Source organism: Bacillus sp. MBGLi79 (genome assembly GCF_002953915.1).
Map to the genome: position 1 here is coordinate 391763 of NZ_CP026521.1, position 17938 is coordinate 409700.

Genomic DNA, 17938 nt, shown 5'->3' on the forward strand with positions numbered 1-17938 from the left:
AAAGGGCTGCCAGCCATCAGCTGTGAAGGAGTTTTTTTTCCGCTTGTTGATTGTGGATGAAAGCAAACAATTCATCCTGTGCTTTGACGGCTGCGAATCCATAAGCGCCGGCAGCCGAATCATCGCCTATGCAGACGATAGGGGGGCGGCTTGCTGATGGTTCTGGTGAAATGCCAATTTGTTGTCCATTACTGATCAATTGCTGAACGGACAGCTTGTTCGGGCAAATGACCATGTGCAACGGGGATTCACTGATGGTACGCTGAATCATGTGGGTGAACCGGTCGTCTATGACGTTTTCATGAGTGATATAAAACGAACTGGACTCATGCGTCTGGACATTTTCCACTGCAGGGCGGCTCCCGACAACAAGGCGTTTTTCTGAATCAGGCTGAATGGCGGTGACAAGAAAACCCCGTTTTTCAAGCTCCGCCTTTGCTTGCTCAGTTGCTGCACTCAGTCGGGCTGTCAGCTGGCGGATGTCGATTTTCTTAGAAGCCAGTGCTTTGAAAAATTCACAAACCGCACGGCGCGATGTGAAAAGTATGTCTTCAAAGCTGCCGATCTTTCGAAGAATGTCTTCATTGACGGGCATATTTTCAGTCCGCCACTTGGGCCATTCGATGACATCGGCGCCGGAATCACGCAGCCTGTCTGCAAGTGGGTCTTCATCCTCGCCATGAGTGACTATCATCATATGCCGGCCGATAAGTGGTTTGCTTTCAAACCAGCTGTGTGTTTGAAAGTTAACGATATCTCCGATGACGATAATCGCAGGGTTTGTTATCTGGTGCTCCTGAACTTTTTGCTGAATGTTCTCAAGCGTTCCTTTCACACTTCGCTGGCGGCCCCACGTTCCCCATTGGATGACAATGACAGGGACAGAAGGCGATTTTCCGTATGAAATGAGCTGCTGGCAAATATAAGACAAGTTCTTGACACCCATGTAAAAAACAAGGGTTTGAACGCTTCGGGCAAGCCCTTCCCAGTCAAGGTTCGGCGTGCCTTTTAATGATTTATCATGCGCTGTAATCATGGCAAAAGACGATGCGAAATCCCGATGCGTGACGGGGATGCCTGCATATAGAGGCGCTGCAATTCCAGAGGTGATTCCCGGCACCATTTCATAGCGAATGCCGTGCTCATGAAGAGCATCCGCTTCCTCGCCGACTCTGCCGAATACGCTCGGATCTCCGCCCTTCAAGCGAACGACGGTTGACCCATTTAATGCTTTTTCAACCAGCAGGGCGTTAATTTCTTTTTGTTTCATAAAATGGCGGTCTGGCAGTTTTCCGCAATAAATAAACTGGCAGTCCGGTGATGCAAATTCGAGCAGCCTCGGGTTGGCGAGCCGGTCATATAAAATGACATCTGCTTCTTCGAGCGCCTGTTTTCCTTTGATGGTGAGCAGGCCTGGGTCGCCGGGTCCGGCTCCCACGAAATATACGATTCCGTTCTTCATGATCATGTCATCCTTCCGTCACTGTAAAAAATGAAGGACCACTAGAAAAGTGATCCGGTCTTTTGATCAATATACGAGATAAACATGCTCTCCTTCGATCAGCGTTTCGTATGTTTTGACGCATCCGTGGTCAGGTTCTTGAACGATTCCGTCTTCTAAGGAGATTTTCCAGTCGTGCATCGGGCAAAAAACATATTCGCCGCTGACGATGCCTTCTGCCAGAACGCCGCCCTTATGCGGACAGCGGTTTTCGATGGCGCGGATGCTTCCGTTTGAAAGCTTGAAGACTGCAAGCTCCTTATCTTCAATATACACTGTTTTGCCTAATTGTTCAGGCAATTCTCCAATTTTTCCGATACATACTTTTGTTACGTCTTTGTTTACCATGTCCATTCCTCCTTAATGTTTGTTTTTGTCATTATGATGTGGTGACGACATTTTCAAATAATTCTTTAGAGGTTTGTTTATCCTCTAAAAAGTCTTTCCACGGATCCTTGTGGACAGAGAGTGTTTCATTCATTCTGTCGTTCAGCTCCTGTCGCTTTGCCGGATCGTTTAACACGGACTGGACATGGGATAAACCGACGCGCTCAAGCCATGCGGATGTACGCTCCAGATAGTTTGCAGTTTCCCGGTAATATTGCAGGTAAGCGCCTGCGTATTCTAACACTTCTTCATTTGTTTTTACCTTCATCAGCAAATCGCCGGCACGCAAATGGGTTCCGCCGTTTCCGCCGACATAAAGCTCCCAGCCTCCGTCGATGCCGACTACGCCAAGGTCCTTAATGCCGGATTCCGCACAGTTTCGCGGGCAGGCAGACACGGCCATTTTGACTTTATGAGGCGTGTTCAGCCCTTCGAATTTTTTCTCAAGTGCAATGCCCAGTGCCATGGAGTCTTGTGTGCCGAAGCGGCAGAATTGCTCGCCTACGCATGTTTTTACTGTCCGGAGTGTCTTTCCGTACGCGTAGCCTGATGGCATATCAAGATCTTCCCATACCTTCGGAAGGTCTTCTTTTTTCACTCCGATAAGATCAATTCGCTGGCCGCCTGTCATTTTCACGAGCGGGATCTCATATTTGTCGACGACATCAGCGATTTTGCGCAAATCTGTAGAGTTGGTCACGCCGCCGTACATCCGGGGAACGACTGAGTATGTTCCGTCTTTTTGAATATTGGCGTGCATTCGTTCATTAACAAAGCGGGATGTTCGTTCATCCTCGTATTTGGTTGGATTGATCATGCCTAAGTAGTAGTTCAGAGCCGGGCGGCATTTGGAACAGCCTTCTGGCGTTTTCCAGCCGAGCACATTCATGACTTCTCTTGTATGTGACAGCCCTTTGGCTTTGATTTCTTCTACGACCTCATCTCTAGACAATGTGGTGCAGCTGCAAATGGCTTCTTTTTGCGCTGACGCATCAAAGTCTGATCCGAGCGTATGCTGGAGGATTTCTTCTACGAGCGGCTTACAGCCTCCGCATGAACGGGATGCACCGGTGCATGCTTTGATCTCGTCCGTTGACGAGCAGCCCTTTTCCTGGATGGCTTGAATAATCGTACCTTTTGACACGCCATTGCAGCCGCAGATGATTTCATCGTCGCTCATCGCTGCGGTAATGCTTGTGCCTGCTTCTTGGTCGAGAGGCTGTAAGATTGATATTTTTGAGGTTTCAGAGATATCGGCTTCTTTTTGAATCATAGAAAACAGGCGGTTGCCCTCGCTGCTGTCGCCGAATAAAACAGCACCGACAATTTGATTGCCTCTCAGGACGATTTTTTTATAGATGCCTTCCTGCTCATCAAAGACTTTAATCGCTTTTTTCTCCTCTGATTCGTTAAAGTCACCGGCAGAGAAGACTTCGACGCCTGATACCTTTAACTGTGTGGAGAGAACGGAACCTTCATACGGTTTTGTGTCGATGCCGCAAATATGCTTCGCCAGCACTTTTGCCTGTTCATAAAGTGGCGCCACAAGCCCGTAGGCGATTCCGCGGTGCTCAGCACATTCGCCGACCGCATAAATGTGCGGGATTTCCGTCTGCATATAATCGTTGACGATGATGCCGCGGTTGACCGGAATGCCGCTCTCGGCCCCGAGCGTTGTATTTGGGCGGATGCCGACAGCCATGACGACCAAATCAGCTTCAATGCTTGTGCCATCCTTGAAACGGAGGCCTTCGACACGATCGTCACCAACAATTTCTTCGGTTTGCTTTTCAAGTAAAAAGGTCATCCCTTGTTTTTCTAACTCGTTTTGCAGCAGGCGTCCTGCCGTTGCATCAAGCTGGCGCTCCATCAGGAATGGGGCGAGGTGGATGACGGATACTTCCATGCCGAGATTCAGCAGTCCGCGAGCGGCTTCCAAACCAAGAAGTCCTCCGCCGATGACGGCTGCTTTTTTATATTGTTTTGACGCGGCGAGCATTGTGTCTGTATCTTTTATATCCCGGAAAGCTGTGACGCCTTTTTTGTCTGCGCCCGGAATCGGAAGGATAAAAGGGACAGAGCCTGTCGCCAGAATCAATTCGTCGTAAGGCTGGATTCTGTCTGCGTCTGTGATGACTTTTTTGTTTTCCGTATCTACTTTGATGACCGTTTCATTTGTATACAATTGAATGTTGTTTTCTTCGTACCAGTCCCAATCGTTTAACGTAATATCTTTAATATCTGTATCGCCTTGAAGCACTTTTGACAAAAGGATTCGATTATAGTTGGGATGCGGTTCGGCACCAAAAATTGTGATCTGAAACTCGTCTTTAGCAACACTCAGTATCTCTTCAATGGCCCTTACCCCGGCCATTCCATTACCAACAAGAACTAGCTGTTTTTTTCCCATCAGATGATCCGCTCCTTATCAATGTTTTTTCCAGCGTAGCACAGCAAAAAGGAATATTTAAGATACATGTTATAAAATGTAACAAAATATACGAAAAGTTCTAAAAATTTTATGAAAAATTTAAATAGGTCTGATTCGGACGGCGCATACCTTAAAACCGGGCATTTTACAGGCTGGATCTAAGGCCTCCCCGATTAAATCATTCACATTTTGAGCGTCTGCCCAATGAATGGGAACAAAAACGGTATCCTTTCTGATTTGTTCTGATAATTTGCTGCGGACGGTGATGCTTCCCCGCGGAGATTCTATTTTTACCAGTACACGGTCCTCGATATTGTAGGTCGCTGCTGTTTGCGGATGGATTTCCATAAACGATTCAAAATGTCTCGCGGCCAGGGCGGCGCTTTTTCTTGTTTGAACGCCTGTTAAGTAGTGAGACATGACGCGGCCTGTCGTTAAATAAAGCGGATAATCGGCTGTCGGCTTCTCTTTTGGAACAGGCGGTTCATTTGGAATTACACTTAATGCCGCTTTTTGCTCCGGATGAGCAAATGATTCTGCAAACAAGCGCCCGGTTCCGGGATGATCAGGTTCCGGACATGGCCAGTGAATGCCGCCTTCACGTCTTAGCCTCTCATATGTGATGCCTGAATAATCGGCGATCCCTCCTCGGCTCGCTTCTCTTAATTCATTAAAAATATCCTCCGCTGACGTATAAGAAAAGTAGCGGCCTTTGCCGAGAACGGATGCGAGATCACAAATGATCTGCCAATCATGCTTTACTTCGCCGGGACATGGCCGGCTTGCTTCTCTTAATGTCACGCGTCCTTCTACATTTGTCATGGTGCCCTCATCTTCTAAATAAGAGGAGGCTGGCAAAATCACATCTGCGTATTCCGCAGTCTCTGAAATAAACAAATCGATTGCGACAAAAAATGTTAGTTTTCTTAGGGCTTTTTTCACGAGATGCGCATTTGGGCTGGAGACAGCAGGATTGGAGCACATGAGGAACAGTCCTTTAATGTCGCCGTCATGGATTTTTCCCATCATTTCATAGGCTGAGACACCTTTTCGCGGCAGATCATCCTGATGAATTCCCCACACTTTCGCAATATGTGCCCGGTGTTGCTCGTTTTCAATAGATCGGTAGCCCGGAAGCTGATCGGCTTTCTGGCCATGCTCTCTTGCACCTTGCCCGTTGCCTTGTCCGGTGATCGCTCCGTAACCTGAGTAAGGTTTGCCGATTTTTCCTGTGATCAGCACCATGTTTAAGAAGCCTTTCACAGCCGCTGTTCCATCGGTTTGCTGTTCAATCCCGCGGGCTGTAAACAGCATGCCGGACGTTTCCTTGGCAAACTTTACAGCAGCTTTTCTTATATGCGCCAGCGGGACACTCGTCTGTTCAGCGATGTCATTCAAGTTTAACGAGTCAGTATGCTGCTTCAGCTCTTTGAATCCATTTGTTCGTGATTGAATGAAATCCTCGTTTATGAGCTGCTCGTCAATGATGATTTTGACGAGACCGTTGGCAAGGGCGGCGTCTGTGCCGGGTTTGATTTTTAGATGAAGATCGGCGATTTTTGTTGTCGCTGTTTCACGCGGATCAATGGCAATGATGTAAGCTCCGTTTTCTTTCGCTTTTTCAAAATACGGCATCATTGTAGGCTGGCATTCCGCAATATTGGTGCCGGCCAGAATGATCACGCGGGTGTGGGGAATGTCTGACAAGGGGTTCGTTAGGCCTCTGTCCGCGCCGAATGTTTGATTGGCTGCGGTTGCGGCGGCGGACATACAAAGCCTCCCGTTGTAGTCAATGTATTTTGTCTGTAAGCCCACCCGTGCGAATTTCCCCAACAAATACGCCTCTTCATTTGTTATCGAGGCGCTTCCGTATACAGCCATGGCGTCATGGCCGTGTTCTGTTTGGATCGTTGTCACTTGTTCTTTGATGTAATTCAGTGCTTCTTCCCAAGAAACAGGCATAAATTCGCCGTTTTTCTTTAGCAGCGGGCGGGTGATGCGAGAGGAGTTCAACGCATGCTGGTGAGCATTCATGCCCTTCATGCAGAGACGGCCCTGTGTCGTAGGATTGTCAATCCCAATCGCTGTGTACTTTTTCCGTGTGACGATGGTTTGTTCCACGAGCTGCATTTTGCACTGCATGCTGCAAAACGGGCATTGGGTGTCATACGTTTTTTCTGATTGGATGTCTTGCTGTTTATCGCGGAAATATCTAAGCAGTCGTTCGGTCAAAATGCCTCATCCTTTCTTATATGAGCCCGCCTCTACAGTCGGGTTTTGAATCAGTGACAGGTCTGTATGAAGGCTTTCCAGCAGCTGTGTCCTTAGGTCTTCTTCAAATAGCACTTCTCTGATATGAACGATTCCGAGACGGTCCATCCACTGATGAACGGCTTCTAAGTAATGAGCTGTTTCACGATAATACTGGATCAGTCCTTTGATCATGCCGGCAGTTTTTTCTGCATTGTCTGTCACGCAAAACAGGGATCCGGAACGGGCGTGGGTTCCCCGGACGCCGCCGAAGTGAATGTCCCAGCCAGCTTGTGTCCGAATCGCGCCGACATCCTGCAGGGCGGCATCGGTGCAGTCTGTTTCACATGATAAGCTGATAGAAATGGGAGCGGGGAAGGAAAGCGTCTCAAGGTGTCTTTCGATTTGGGCTGCCAGCTGCTGAATCAATCGATTTTGCCCGCATGTACATGCTTTGATGCTTTGCAGCGTGTGCCGGAGTTCATTGGTGGAAACGGGCATCTTCAGGTCTTTTTTTATGTTCGGGAGATCCGCAGATTTGATCCCCGAAAGCTTCAGTCTTTGGCTGTGAGTGATGGATACGTCAGGGATGCTGTATGCCTCAATGATGTTGGCGATGTTTCTTAACTGCTCCGCGTTTGTCCGCCCGCCGTACATTTGCGGGATCAGAATGCATGTGTCTTCAGCGGCTGGCTCAGGCTGAACAAACCCTGGGTACAGCATTTCCAGGTAGTATTGAATCGCAGGAACACAAGTACTGCATCCGTTTTTCGTTTTCCACCCAAGCTTGTTCATTGCTTCTGCCGGATCAGTGAATGGCCTGCGCTGAAGCTCAGCGATGATGTCGTCTTCCGTAAAATCGGTGCAGCCGCAAAATGAAGGTGTGCCGGCGGGCTTCGTATATTCGCTGCTGGCCATATATCTCAAGAGTTCTTCAACGAGCGGTTTGCACCCTCCGCAGGAGCCTGATGCTTTGGTGCAGTGCTTGACTTCCTCAACAGTTGTTAAGCTATTCGTGTGCACCGCGTCTTCAATCGCGCCTTTCGTCACTGAGTTGCATTGGCAAATCGTTTCACTGGAAGGCATGGATTCAAATAAAGTGCCGCTTGTCTCCGGTTCGATGATCTGCTTTTTGACAATGGAGATGTCTCGTTGTTTAAGCAGGCTGTCGAGAAGCCACTGCTTGTCACGGGTGTCTCCGAATAAAATAACGCCGGCCAGTTTGTCATCTACAAAAAGCGCTTTTTTATAAACTCCTGCTTGTTCGTCGTAGATTTTGATGCTCGTCGTGTGTTCATCCTCTTGGATTTTTCCTGCTGACCACACATCAATTCCAGCTATTTTTAATGCTGCAGCTGAGGCTGAGCCTTGATATCCCTCACATGGAACGCCGCAAATATGTTTGGCGAGAACGTTTCCCTGCTCATAAAGCGGTGCCACCAATCCGTACACCGTTCCGTTATGCTCGGCGCATTCGCCAACGGCGTAGACATTAGGTTCGCTTGTCTGCATGCAGTCATTCACGATGATCCCGCGGTTCACTTCGATTCCAGCGGATACAGCCAATTCAATATTCGGTCTAACGCCAGCCGCCATCACAATCAGGTCTGCTTTTAGTGAAGCGCCATCTTTAAAATGGATTCCGTCTGCCCGCGTGGTGCCGGATATGGAGACGGTGTCTTTCTCCAAAAGAAAGGTTAAGCCTTTTTGTTCCAGCTTCGTTTGCAGCAGCCGCGCTGCCGTTTGATCGAGCTGTTTTTGCATAATGCCGGCGGAGTGGTGAATGACGCTGACATCCATGCCGAGCCGCTGTAAACCGATTGCAGCCTCCAGTCCTAATAAGCCGGCTCCGATCACCGCCGCCTTTTGATAGTGCTTGGCCATCTCCATCAGCGCTTGGCAGTCTTCTATTGTCCGAAATCCATAGACGCCTTCTTTGTCTGCCCCGGGGATAGGCAGAATATAAGGGGAGGAGCCTGTTGCAACAATGAGTTTGTCATACGACAGGATGCGCTTGCGATCCGTGATGATGCGCTGCTGATCTGTATCAATTTGAATAACCGTTTCGCCTGTGTAAAGCGTAATCCCGTGCTTGTCATACCAAGCCTTGCTGTTCAGTGTAATGTCATCGAGTGACGCTTCACCCTGCAATACAGAGGATAAGAGAATGCGATTGTAGTTGGGATGCGTTTCACTTCCGAAAATGACAATCTCAAACATGTGGCGATTCAGCTTTACTATTTCTTCAATACAGCGAATACCGGCCATGCCGTTTCCTGCTAACACCAACCTTTGTTTCTTCATATATCAGACCTCCTTTGACGCGGCTCGTAAGTTTTCTCCTATTAAAAATTATGTCACAATGCATTGTTAACGCATTAAACGTGTCATAAAAACTAACACATGTCTTTTCCAGAAAATAATGGTCCTATATCCTTGATTCAGAAAATGTAAAATAATGAGGGTCAAGAAAGGGGAATCTTATGAAGCTGTCGGAACTGAAAACTAGCGGTCATCCACTCACTTTGCTCTGTTCCTTTTTATATTTTGATGTCAGTTTTATGATATGGGTGATGCTTGGGGCGCTGGGTGTTTATATTTCTCAGGATTTTGACCTGTCTCCTTTTGAGAAAGGGCTTGTCGTGGCTGTGCCGATTTTATCTGGGTCTGTGTTTCGTATCATTCTGGGTATTTTAACGGACAGAATCGGACCGAAAAAAACGGCAGTGATCGGGATGCTGGTGACAATGATTCCGCTGCTGTGGGGGACATTTGGCGGCCGTTCACTGACTGAGCTGTATGCCATCGGGATTCTGCTTGGCGTAGCTGGGGCAAGCTTTGCCGTTGCGCTGCCAATGGCAAGCCGCTGGTATCCGCCTCATTTGCAGGGGCTTGCGATGGGGATTGCCGGCGCGGGAAACAGCGGCACGTTGTTTGCAACCCTGTTTGGCCCTCGTCTGGCAGAGCAGTTCGGCTGGCACATTGTTATGGGAATTGCGCTTATTCCATTATTGATCGTCTTTATTCTTTTTGTCTCCTTGGCTAAAGATTCTCCTGCACAGCCGGCTCCGCAGCCGCTCAAAAGCTATCTTCATGTGTTCGGGCAAAAGGAAACATGGTTTTTCTGCCTGCTGTATAGCGTCACATTTGGCGGATTTGTCGGGCTCTCAAGCTTTTTATCTATTTTCTTTGTTGATCAATACCAGCTGTCAAAAATTCACGCAGGGGACTTCGTTACATTATGTGTGGCGGCGGGGAGCTTTTTCAGGCCTGTCGGGGGTTTGATTTCGGATCGCGTCGGCGGCACGAAAGTTCTTTCTGTATTGTTTGTCATCGTGGCACTGTGTATGGCCGGAGTCAGCAGCCTGCCGTCCCTCTCAATGGTCATTGTTCTATTGTTTGTCGGAATGATGGGACTCGGAATGGGCAACGGCGCAGTATTCCAGCTCGTGCCGCAGCGTTTTCGCAAAGAAATTGGCATGGTGACGGGAATCGTCGGTGCGGCCGGAGGAATCGGAGGGTTTTTCCTGCCGAACATCCTAGGTTCCCTCAAACAGATGACAGGCACGTATGCCATCGGTTTTATCACGTTTTCCTGTATCGCGCTGCTGGCGTTTGCGCTTGTGCTCGCCGCAGGCTATTACTGGCGGAAAAGCTGGAGCGCGGAAAGCAGCCCGGCGGATGTGTAGGTTTTTGACGGACACGCGTTTGTGCGTGTCTTTTTTATTTTCTCTTGATTTTCATCAGTGAACCGATCAAAATAAATAGTAATTATTACGATTTGTTGGCGAGAGGAGTTTTCTGAATGAATCAACACATGCCGCTTCCGGGAAAACCGGAGCGTCTTCAATACTTTGGGTCGGTCAGTCCGGCCAAGGGTGAGAAACCAGTGGAAAAAGAGAAAATGAAGGACCTGCAAAATATCAGGAAGGATTATTTTTTTGACATTCAGCATGTAGGTGTCGCGAATGTGTCCCATCCAGTCACAATCACTTCTGCCATGGCGCCTGCCGAGCAAACAACGGCCGCGAACTTTATTATGACTTGTGATTTGCCGAGAAATCAAAAGGGGATAAACATGAGCCGGTTAACAGAGCTGCTCCAAGTCTATCATCAAAACGGCTGGATTCTCTCATTTTCCTCCCTTCAGCAATTTACGAAAGAGCTTGCAGAAAACATGGACGCATCCTCTGCTTCAGTTGAAGTGAGGTTTCCATGGTTTTTCGAACGAGAAAGTCCGAAGCTTGAGAAAACGGGTCTGATGCATGCTGACATATTCATGTCTGTTACGTATCGTGAAGATCAGCCGTTTAAACAGCGTGCCGGCATCTCAGCTAAAGTAACGACTCTGTGCCCTTGTTCCAAGGAAATCAGTGAATACAGTGCCCATAATCAGCGGGGAACGGTCAATATTTGGACTGATATTCACCCGGCTGCATCGCTGCCAAGTGATGTTAAAGCTGATTTACTTCACGCCGCAGAATCAAATGCCTCTGCGAGACTGCATCCGGTATTGAAGCGCCCTGATGAAAAAGCGGTGACGGAAACGGCCTATGAGAATCCGAGGTTTGTTGAGGATCTCGCCCGGCTGATTGCTGCGGATTTGTTTGAGCTTGAATGGGTGTCAGCCTTTGAGATTGAATGCCGGAATGAAGAATCAATCCATCTCCACGATGCCTATGCGAAGCTGTGTTTTTCAAAGGAAGTGGATAGAATATGAAACTCTCATTATTCATTGTTGCCGTTTTTATGCCAGCATGCCTGCTGTCAGCCTGCTCCGATCATGCGGAAGAACACGCAAGTGCCGATAAAAAGAAAACGGAAGAACATGCAAGCGCTGATACAAAGAAAACGGCAGAGCACGTAACGTCCGACCAAAAGACAGAAAAAACTAGCATCGATTGGACAAAACCATCGGGCGGTAAATACCCGGATATCAAGCAGAAACATGTCTGGATTGATGTGGACGTGAAAGAACAGAAGGCTTACATCAAAGAAGGAAGTAAAACTTTATATACAATGATTGTCTCGTCAGGACTGGATCAAACAAAAGATGATGCTACGCCAAAGGGCACCTTTCATATAGAGCCTGAACGGGGAGAATGGTTTTTCTCCGAAGGATACCAGGAAGGCGCGGAATATTGGGTATCATGGAAAAACCATGGAGAATTTCTATTTCACAGTGTGCCAATGACAAAGGATCCAAAAGTCATCAAAGCTGAAGCAGCAAAACTAGGAACGAAAGCATCTCACGGGTGTATCAGGCTGACCATCCCGGATGCGAAATGGATATATGAAAATATCCCTGAACATACAAAAGTGGTGATCAACTGAATTGAAAGCTGTTGACAAAAAGGAAAAAAGACCATACAATTCAAATCGTAACAATTACGTTTTGTGATAAATGGGTTATCATTGGCTGATGCATCCGTGAGAAACAGAAAGACATTGATTAAGGATCTTGCTGTCGGCAAGGGGAAGAGATTTGCGATGGGGAAAAGGATTAAACGCGGTTGGAGCCTTTACTGATTTAGCAATCGGGCGGCAGCAAGAAATGTTTTCGGAGCGCGAAAAGCTGCTTACACCATTGCTTATACGGCGAAGCATAAAATTTAAATCGTAATCGTTCTATTTTAAAGGGAGGATATCATGATGAAAAAAATTCCGGTTACCGTACTGAGCGGCTATCTCGGTGCGGGAAAAACAACGTTGTTGAACAGCATTCTGCAGAATCGCGAAGGCTTAAAAATAGCGGTCATTGTAAACGATATGAGCAAGGTGAACATTGACGCGGGCTTGGTTAAGCAGGAAGGGGGCCTTTCCAGAACAGATGAAAAGCTTGTGGAAATGTCAAACGGCTGCATTTGCTGCACGCTTCGCGAAGACTTATTAATAGAGGTTGAGAAGCTGGCAAAGGACGGACGGTTTGATTATATCGTCATCGAATCAACAGGAATCAGCGAACCGATCCCGGTGGCCCAGACTTTCTCTTATATCGATGAAGAGATGGGAATCGACCTGACAAAATTCTGTCAGCTGGATACGATGGTGACAGTGGTGGATGCCAACCGTTTTTGGCATGATTATCAGTCAGGCGAAAGCCTTCTGGACCGCAAAGAGGCATTGGGGGAAGAGGATGAAAGAGAAATCGCCGACCTCTTGATCGATCAAATTGAGTTTTGTGATGTACTGATCTTAAATAAATGTGATTTGGTCAGCGAGCAAGAGCTTGAACAGCTTGAAAACGTTCTTCGCAAACTGCAGCCTAGGGCCAAATTCATCCGTTCTGTCAAAGGAAATGTAAAACCGCAGGAGATTTTACATACAGGGCTATTTAACTTCGAGGAAGCGAGCGGATCGGCCGGCTGGATTCAAGAGCTGACGGCAGGCCATGCGGAACACACCCCGGAAACAGAAGAATACGGTATCTCTTCATTTGTGTATAAGAGACGTTTGCCGTTTCATTCTACACGATTTTACCGTTGGCTGGATCAAATGCCAAAGAACGTGGTTCGTGCCAAAGGAATCGTCTGGTGCGCATCTCATAACAACCTTGCTTTACTGATGTCGCAAGCAGGTCCGTCGGTTACGATTGAGCCTGTATCATATTGGGTGGCGGCGCTGCCAAAGCTTGAGCAGGAGCAAGTCAAACAGCAAGAGCCGGAAATGTTGGCGGAGTGGGACCCTGAATTTGGCGACCGCCTAACGCAGTTAGTGTTTATTGGAACTGATCTGGATGAAGAAGCGATCACGAAAGAGCTTGATCAATGCCTGCTGACTGAGTATGAATTTGATTCCGACTGGTCGCTGTTTGAAGACCCATTTAAATGGAAACTGAATCAATAGAAAAAAGCCGTTCCCTGGGGGAGCGGCTTTTTTAATGAAACGTTTGTTTAAACATAATGAGCGTATTTTTTCTCAAGGATATTCTGAAAGGTTGCGGAAATTGAGCAGATGGCCCAATAAATGAGAGCGGTCAGAATATACATGGTCATGTAATCAAACTCTCTGCCTCCGATGATTTTCGCATGCTGGAGCAATTCCGGCACTGTAATCATTGCAGCGAGAGATGACGCTTTGATTAAGTCGAGCAATACATTGGCAAGCGGAGGCAGCGCAATACGTATCGATTGCGGCAAAATGATGCCCCTCATCGTCTGCCAATAGGAAAGGCCCAGCGAGGATGCCGCTTCCCATTGTCCTTTATCAACGGATGAAATGGCTGAACGGTTAATTTCTGCAATGTAGGCGGCACTGTTAAGGCTAAAGCCGATTAAAGCAGCCGTGACAGCGGAAAATTCAATGCCGATGTATGGAAACCCAAAATAAAGGATAAACAAAATCACCAAAATCGGAACGCCCCGCATAAATGAGATATAGAGCTTCGCCGGCCATCTTAACAAAGCAAGCTTAGACATTCTGGCGAGTGATATGAACAGGCCGATCACAGTTCCCGCAAACATGCTTACAAAAGAGATGAGCAGTGTATACCCAATGCCTTTTATGACATAAGGAAACGATTCAATGGCCAGCTTCGTGTTGAAAATATATTCCCACTGAATGCTATTGATCATGGCGTCCGATTACAAATCAACGTCCTGAACGTCGACATTCAGTTTCTTTGATACATCTGCTTTATTGAAGAATTGCTTCGACAGCTTAGTCAAAGTGCCATCCTTGCTCATTTCCTTCAATGTTTCATTCATCTTTTTCTGAAGTGCCGCATTGCTTTTTTTCATGACAAGCGCCTGTTTGTTCGGCATGTACTTGATGTCAGGATGGATCGTAATGTTGAGATCCGGGAATGCTGCGAGCGCGAGTGTCTGCAGGTAATAGTCGTTTAAAATGACATCAGTGCGTCCGTTGGCGACATCTTTTAAATATTGCTCATTCGTCGCATTATCATAAATCACTTCTTTGGCGCCGTATTTTCTCGCGACATCCATGTAGACGGTGGTAGCAGCGCCAGCCGCTTTCTTCCCTTTCAAATCCTTAAGCGTTTTAATCCCTGATAAATCGTCTTTACGGACGATTGCCGTGCCGTATGAATATTTATAAGGAGTAGAAAATGCGAACTTCTTCTCGCGGTCCTTCGTCACATCGATGTCATTCGCGGCTGCGTCAACCTGTCCGCTGTTCACCGCTGTCAGCATCCCGTCAATGCCCATCTCCTTGAACTCAACCTTCAGGCCCAATCGTTTTGCCGCTTCGCGAACGACTTCAACCTCGTAGCCCGTCAGCTTATCAGAGCCAGAGTCGGTATCGTGATAAGAAGTAGGATAGAGCGTACCTGATGTAGCGACTACGATTTTCCCTTTATCCTTAATCTGCTCCCAGCCTGTATCCTTGGAATCGGCTTCATTTTTGCCGGAACAGGCTGCCAATATAAGAAAGAAAGCCATTGTGAAACTGAATATAACGGCTTTGGATTGCTTGAATGATTTCACCTATAGTTCCCCCAATCTGTTAATCAACTAAAAAGATAGCATTGAACATAAGGGGTTGCAATATGTTGATGACGTTTTCAAAAAGTTCGAATTGTGTATACAAAAGGTATGGGTGGGTGTTTAAAAGCGGCTATGAAGGGAAGAGGTGATGAAAAAAGGAGTTATCCAAGGATGAATGCCTGACGTACCAAGGAAACGCATGTTAAAGGAAGGATGCAGCAGATCCGTCATTCATCTATGCCAATACCGTAAGAAATGGTCAAGAGGCATGAAAGCGATCTTCAGAATAAATTAAGTCTTGCTGCTGCCCCTAAGGCATATGATATATTCGGTGAGGAATAAAATGGAAATATTTAAACCGTAATGGGGGGCAAATGAATATTTACAAACCAGCCGGATTTTGGATCAGACTGGGAGCTGCATTGTTAGATTACATTATAGTCTCGGTACCTCTTTTGCTGATCTATTGGCTGATTACAGGAAAAGACCCGAACGACAGCCTGTTCATCGGCTTGGTTGTTCTGCTGTACTCTATGCTGCTGCCGGTGTTTTGGCGCGGCTACCTTATCGGAAAAAGAATCTGCGGAATCAGAATCGTAAAAAAAGACGGATCACAAGTCAGCCTGTTAACAATGTTTTTACGGGTTATTGGTTTACGGTATAACCTTCGGACTCGGCTTGATCGCCAGCCTGATTCTGATTGCTGTACGAGAAGACAAACGAACTCTGCATGATTTAATCGCAGGAACGTATGTCACGTACGCGTCGCCCGATGAAGAAGAACTTTATACTGACGAAGAGATTAGAAAGAGCGAATAATGTTCGCTCTTTTTATTTTATGCATAAAAAATACAATGCAGCAAAACATATGAAAAATAGGATTGGAGGAATAAACTGGATGAAACGAATAACTATCAACTTGATCACAATGTTTATTGCCGCGGCTGTCATTTCTCTGACCGGTATAGCTGAAGCCGCTGAAAAACAGCAGCAGCCTCCCGCAAATGTCACACTGACAGATCGGCAAAAGAAAGAGATTGAAAAAATGGAAGCAGAGATTCTAAAAAAACGCAAAGACGTGATCTCAAAGTATGTACAATACGGCGTACTGCCTAAAGAAAGAGGAGAATATATCAAAAATCACATGGACAAACACTTTGAAATGATGAAACAAAACGGTTTTGTTCCAAAGCTCCATCCCCACCCGCATAAATTTGAAAAAAGACATTAAGATGTAAGCATCCAATGGGAGTTGGGTGCTTTTTTATTGTTAAAGGTTGCAAAATGAATTTTCCGAAAAATACATCGTTTAAATTGATTATATCTTATGATAAGATATAAATGAGGTGTATAAAGATGGAAACGGACTTCATAGCAAAACTTAATCAGCAGTGGACAGAAATTTATTATTTATTACATTATCAACATAAGGATAATATTTCTCACCAGGCAATACGAATCATGCAACATATCGAAAAGCAAGGTGAGGCAACAATAGGAGCTTTGGCTGAATACTTGTCTGTCTCACACAATACAGCGTCTGAGCATATTAAACGTTTGATTCAAAAGGAATTTATAGCTAAACGGCGAAGTCAGCAGGATGAAAGAAAAGTTTTCGTTTTCTTAACGCAAGAAGGAAGAGCTGTTCTTGAACAGCATACACAGCTAGATAAAGAGAAATTGAAAGAAATAATTGAACGAATGAGCACATCAGAAAAGGAATTAGTTGAACAGGCATTTGAACTATTGAGTAGGAAAGCTAAACAATGGCAGTTTTAAGTAAAGTAATCATCTCTGCGTTGATTATCGGTTTTGTTACTGAAATATCAAAAAGACATCCGACCTATGGAGGGATCATTGCCGCTTTGCCCTTGGTCAGTTTATTAAGCCTTTTTTGGATGCAGTTACAAGGTGAAAAAACAGTTCAATTAAGTCAATTTGCATCTGGTGTGCTTACAGGAATCCCAGCTACAGTTTGTTTACTAGCTATTTTGGCTTTTTTGCTGAAAATTCATGTGCCGTTTTGGTTTGCATTATGTGTTGGAATACTAGGATGGGCTATGTTTTTATGGATGCAGAAGATCTTTCTCAATATATTATTTAACTGAGTATAGAAAGGAGATGCTATGTTTTTAAAAAAGGTTACTCTTCTTCGAGATAAGATTTTGGACTTTGACAGATTTCCTTTTACTATCCCGGCTATAAGTCAATTAAATGACATCTTATTTACTAGCCAAGTGACTTTTTTTGTGGGGGAAAATGGGTCTGGAAAATCTACTTTGCTTGAAGCGATAGCAGATAAGTGTGAATTCAATACAGCGGGTGGAAGCCGAAATAATGTCTATGAATTACAGGAGTCAGATTCCCATTTAGGAGATTACATACGTTTATCTTGGCTTCCAAAGGTAACAAATGGCTTCTTTTTAAGAGCTGAAGCGTTTTATCATCTTTCTCTTCATCTGGATGAAATGGAATTAGATGCTCCTCAGCCCTACCGTTCCTATGGAGGGAGACCGCTACACAAACAATCACATGGAGAGTCCTTTATGTCTCTATTCCGTCATCGTTTTAAAGAGAAAGCGATTTATCTTTTAGATGAGCCAGAAGCAGCGCTTTCTCCAGCTAGGCAGCTAGCTTTTTTGAGAGTTATACATGATTTGGTGAAGGGCGGAAAGGTACAAATGATCATTGCGACTCATTCCCCTATCCTGCTGGGCTATCCCAATGCTAATATTTTAAGCTTTGATGATGGAAGAATACATCATATTGAATATGAGAATACAGAACATGTTCAATTAACACGATATTTTCTTGGACAAAGAGAAAAAATATTAGCTGAACTGTTCCGCGACTAAGATCGAGTTGATCTGAAACGCGTTTCATAGCCTATGATAGGTTTATCAAATCATTCAGGAGTGATAA

At 46.0% G+C, this 17938-nt stretch carries 15 protein-coding genes and 2 pseudogenes; 10 read left to right on the forward strand and 7 right to left on the reverse strand.

Features of this window, described 5'->3' with window-relative positions; translation table 11 throughout:
• Nucleotides 1-16: 16 nt before the first annotated feature.
• The 5 genes from cobA to nirB all read right to left on the reverse strand — a co-directional run bounded on the left by cobA (nucleotide 17) and on the right by nirB (nucleotide 8873).
• Complete coding sequence (cobA, locus tag C1T29_RS02140; RefSeq protein ID WP_103749818.1) at nucleotides 17-1468, reverse strand: uroporphyrinogen-III C-methyltransferase; 1452 nt, start codon at nucleotides 1466-1468, stop codon at nucleotides 17-19.
• 60 nt (nucleotides 1469-1528) lie between these two features.
• Entirely contained in the window at nucleotides 1529-1849 is a 321-nt protein-coding gene (gene nirD, locus C1T29_RS02145; protein WP_014662717.1) for a nitrite reductase small subunit NirD, read from the reverse strand.
• A 31-nt stretch (nucleotides 1850-1880) separates the two neighbouring features.
• The gene (gene nasD, locus C1T29_RS02150; RefSeq protein WP_103749817.1) at nucleotides 1881-4298 is read right to left on the reverse strand and encodes an NADPH-nitrite reductase; all 2418 of its coding nucleotides are present in this window, start codon (nucleotides 4296-4298) and stop codon (nucleotides 1881-1883) included.
• A gap of 120 nt (nucleotides 4299-4418) precedes the next feature.
• On the reverse strand, nucleotides 4419-6551 hold the full coding sequence (gene nasC, locus C1T29_RS02155) for an assimilatory nitrate reductase catalytic subunit NasC (RefSeq protein ID WP_103749816.1): 2133 nt from the start codon (nucleotides 6549-6551) through the stop codon (nucleotides 4419-4421).
• 6 nt (nucleotides 6552-6557) lie between these two features.
• Complete coding sequence (gene nirB / locus C1T29_RS02160; RefSeq protein ID WP_103749815.1) at nucleotides 6558-8873, reverse strand: nitrite reductase large subunit NirB; 2316 nt, start codon at nucleotides 8871-8873, stop codon at nucleotides 6558-6560.
• A gap of 179 nt (nucleotides 8874-9052) precedes the next feature.
• Here nirB and C1T29_RS02165 point away from each other — a divergent pair, with 179 nt between their 5' ends.
• The 4 genes from C1T29_RS02165 (at nucleotide 9053) to zinU (ending at nucleotide 13415) form a co-directional block, all read left to right on the forward strand.
• Entirely contained in the window at nucleotides 9053-10258 is a 1206-nt protein-coding gene (locus C1T29_RS02165) for an MFS transporter (RefSeq protein ID WP_103749814.1), read from the forward strand.
• Nucleotides 10259-10374: 116 nt separating this feature from the next.
• Nucleotides 10375-11289, forward strand: a complete 915-nt coding sequence (gene folE2 / locus C1T29_RS02170) for a GTP cyclohydrolase FolE2 (protein WP_103749813.1) — start codon at nucleotides 10375-10377, stop codon at nucleotides 11287-11289.
• Nucleotides 11286-11903 carry a L,D-transpeptidase gene (locus C1T29_RS02175; RefSeq protein ID WP_103749812.1) on the forward strand — a complete coding sequence of 206 codons (618 nt, stop codon included), beginning with the start codon at nucleotides 11286-11288 and terminating at the stop codon, nucleotides 11901-11903. Before folE2 ends, C1T29_RS02175 begins: the two co-directional genes overlap by 4 nt.
• A gap of 318 nt (nucleotides 11904-12221) precedes the next feature.
• On the forward strand, nucleotides 12222-13415 hold the full coding sequence (gene zinU, locus C1T29_RS02180; RefSeq protein WP_103749811.1) for a zinc metallochaperone ZinU: 1194 nt from the start codon (nucleotides 12222-12224) through the stop codon (nucleotides 13413-13415).
• A 47-nt stretch (nucleotides 13416-13462) separates the two neighbouring features.
• Here the strand turns inward: zinU and C1T29_RS02185 are convergent, their stop codons facing one another.
• Nucleotides 13463-14143, reverse strand: a complete 681-nt coding sequence (locus C1T29_RS02185) for an amino acid ABC transporter permease (RefSeq protein WP_103749810.1) — start codon at nucleotides 14141-14143, stop codon at nucleotides 13463-13465.
• A 9-nt stretch (nucleotides 14144-14152) separates the two neighbouring features.
• Nucleotides 14153-15016: a transporter substrate-binding domain-containing protein gene (locus tag C1T29_RS02190; protein ID WP_040084210.1), complete on the reverse strand. Its 864-nt coding sequence runs from the start codon at nucleotides 15014-15016 to the stop codon at nucleotides 14153-14155.
• Nucleotides 15017-15195: 179 nt separating this feature from the next.
• Between C1T29_RS02190 and C1T29_RS02195 the strand changes: the two are divergent.
• The 6 genes and pseudogenes from C1T29_RS02195 to C1T29_RS02220 all read left to right on the forward strand — a co-directional run bounded on the left by C1T29_RS02195 (nucleotide 15196) and on the right by C1T29_RS02220 (nucleotide 17871).
• A pseudogene (locus C1T29_RS02195) lies at nucleotides 15196-15358 on the forward strand (hypothetical protein).
• 32 nt (nucleotides 15359-15390) lie between these two features.
• Nucleotides 15391-15835: pseudogene (locus C1T29_RS02200) on the forward strand (RDD family protein).
• Nucleotides 15836-15914: 79 nt separating this feature from the next.
• Entirely contained in the window at nucleotides 15915-16247 is a 333-nt protein-coding gene (locus tag C1T29_RS02205; protein ID WP_103749809.1) for a YckD family protein, read from the forward strand.
• A gap of 125 nt (nucleotides 16248-16372) precedes the next feature.
• A complete protein-coding gene (locus C1T29_RS02210) occupies nucleotides 16373-16795 on the forward strand; it encodes a MarR family winged helix-turn-helix transcriptional regulator (protein ID WP_103749808.1) in 423 nt (140 codons plus the stop codon).
• Entirely contained in the window at nucleotides 16783-17124 is a 342-nt protein-coding gene (locus C1T29_RS02215; protein WP_103749807.1) for a DUF3147 family protein, read from the forward strand. The genes C1T29_RS02210 and C1T29_RS02215 overlap by 13 nt, the downstream gene beginning before the upstream one ends.
• A gap of 18 nt (nucleotides 17125-17142) precedes the next feature.
• On the forward strand, nucleotides 17143-17871 hold the full coding sequence (locus C1T29_RS02220; RefSeq protein ID WP_014662733.1) for an AAA family ATPase: 729 nt from the start codon (nucleotides 17143-17145) through the stop codon (nucleotides 17869-17871).
• The last annotated feature ends 67 nt before the right edge of the window (nucleotides 17872-17938 follow it).

Bases quoted from the DNA above. Each gene is read 5' to 3' on its own strand.
- folE2 (WP_103749813.1), top strand. From the start codon at position 10,375: ATGAATCAACACATGCCGCTTCCGGGAAAACCGGAGCGTCTTCAATAC.
- C1T29_RS02205 (WP_103749809.1), top strand. From the start codon at position 15,915: ATGAAACGAATAACTATCAACTTGATCACAATGTTTATTGCCGCGGCT.
- zinU (WP_103749811.1), top strand. From the start codon at position 12,222: ATGAAAAAAATTCCGGTTACCGTACTGAGCGGCTATCTCGGTGCGGGA.
- C1T29_RS02165 (WP_103749814.1), top strand. From the start codon at position 9,053: ATGAAGCTGTCGGAACTGAAAACTAGCGGTCATCCACTCACTTTGCTC.
- cobA (WP_103749818.1), bottom strand. From the start codon at position 1,468: ATGATCATGAAGAACGGAATCGTATATTTCGTGGGAGCCGGACCCGGC.
- C1T29_RS02175 (WP_103749812.1), top strand. From the start codon at position 11,286: ATGAAACTCTCATTATTCATTGTTGCCGTTTTTATGCCAGCATGCCTG.
- nasD (WP_103749817.1), bottom strand. From the start codon at position 4,298: ATGGGAAAAAAACAGCTAGTTCTTGTTGGTAATGGAATGGCCGGGGTA.
- C1T29_RS02210 (WP_103749808.1), top strand. From the start codon at position 16,373: ATGGAAACGGACTTCATAGCAAAACTTAATCAGCAGTGGACAGAAATT.
- nirB (WP_103749815.1), bottom strand. From the start codon at position 8,873: ATGAAGAAACAAAGGTTGGTGTTAGCAGGAAACGGCATGGCCGGTATT.
- C1T29_RS02185 (WP_103749810.1), bottom strand. From the start codon at position 14,143: ATGATCAATAGCATTCAGTGGGAATATATTTTCAACACGAAGCTGGCC.
- C1T29_RS02220 (WP_014662733.1), top strand. From the start codon at position 17,143: ATGTTTTTAAAAAAGGTTACTCTTCTTCGAGATAAGATTTTGGACTTT.
- nirD (WP_014662717.1), bottom strand. From the start codon at position 1,849: ATGGTAAACAAAGACGTAACAAAAGTATGTATCGGAAAAATTGGAGAA.
- C1T29_RS02215 (WP_103749807.1), top strand. From the start codon at position 16,783: ATGGCAGTTTTAAGTAAAGTAATCATCTCTGCGTTGATTATCGGTTTT.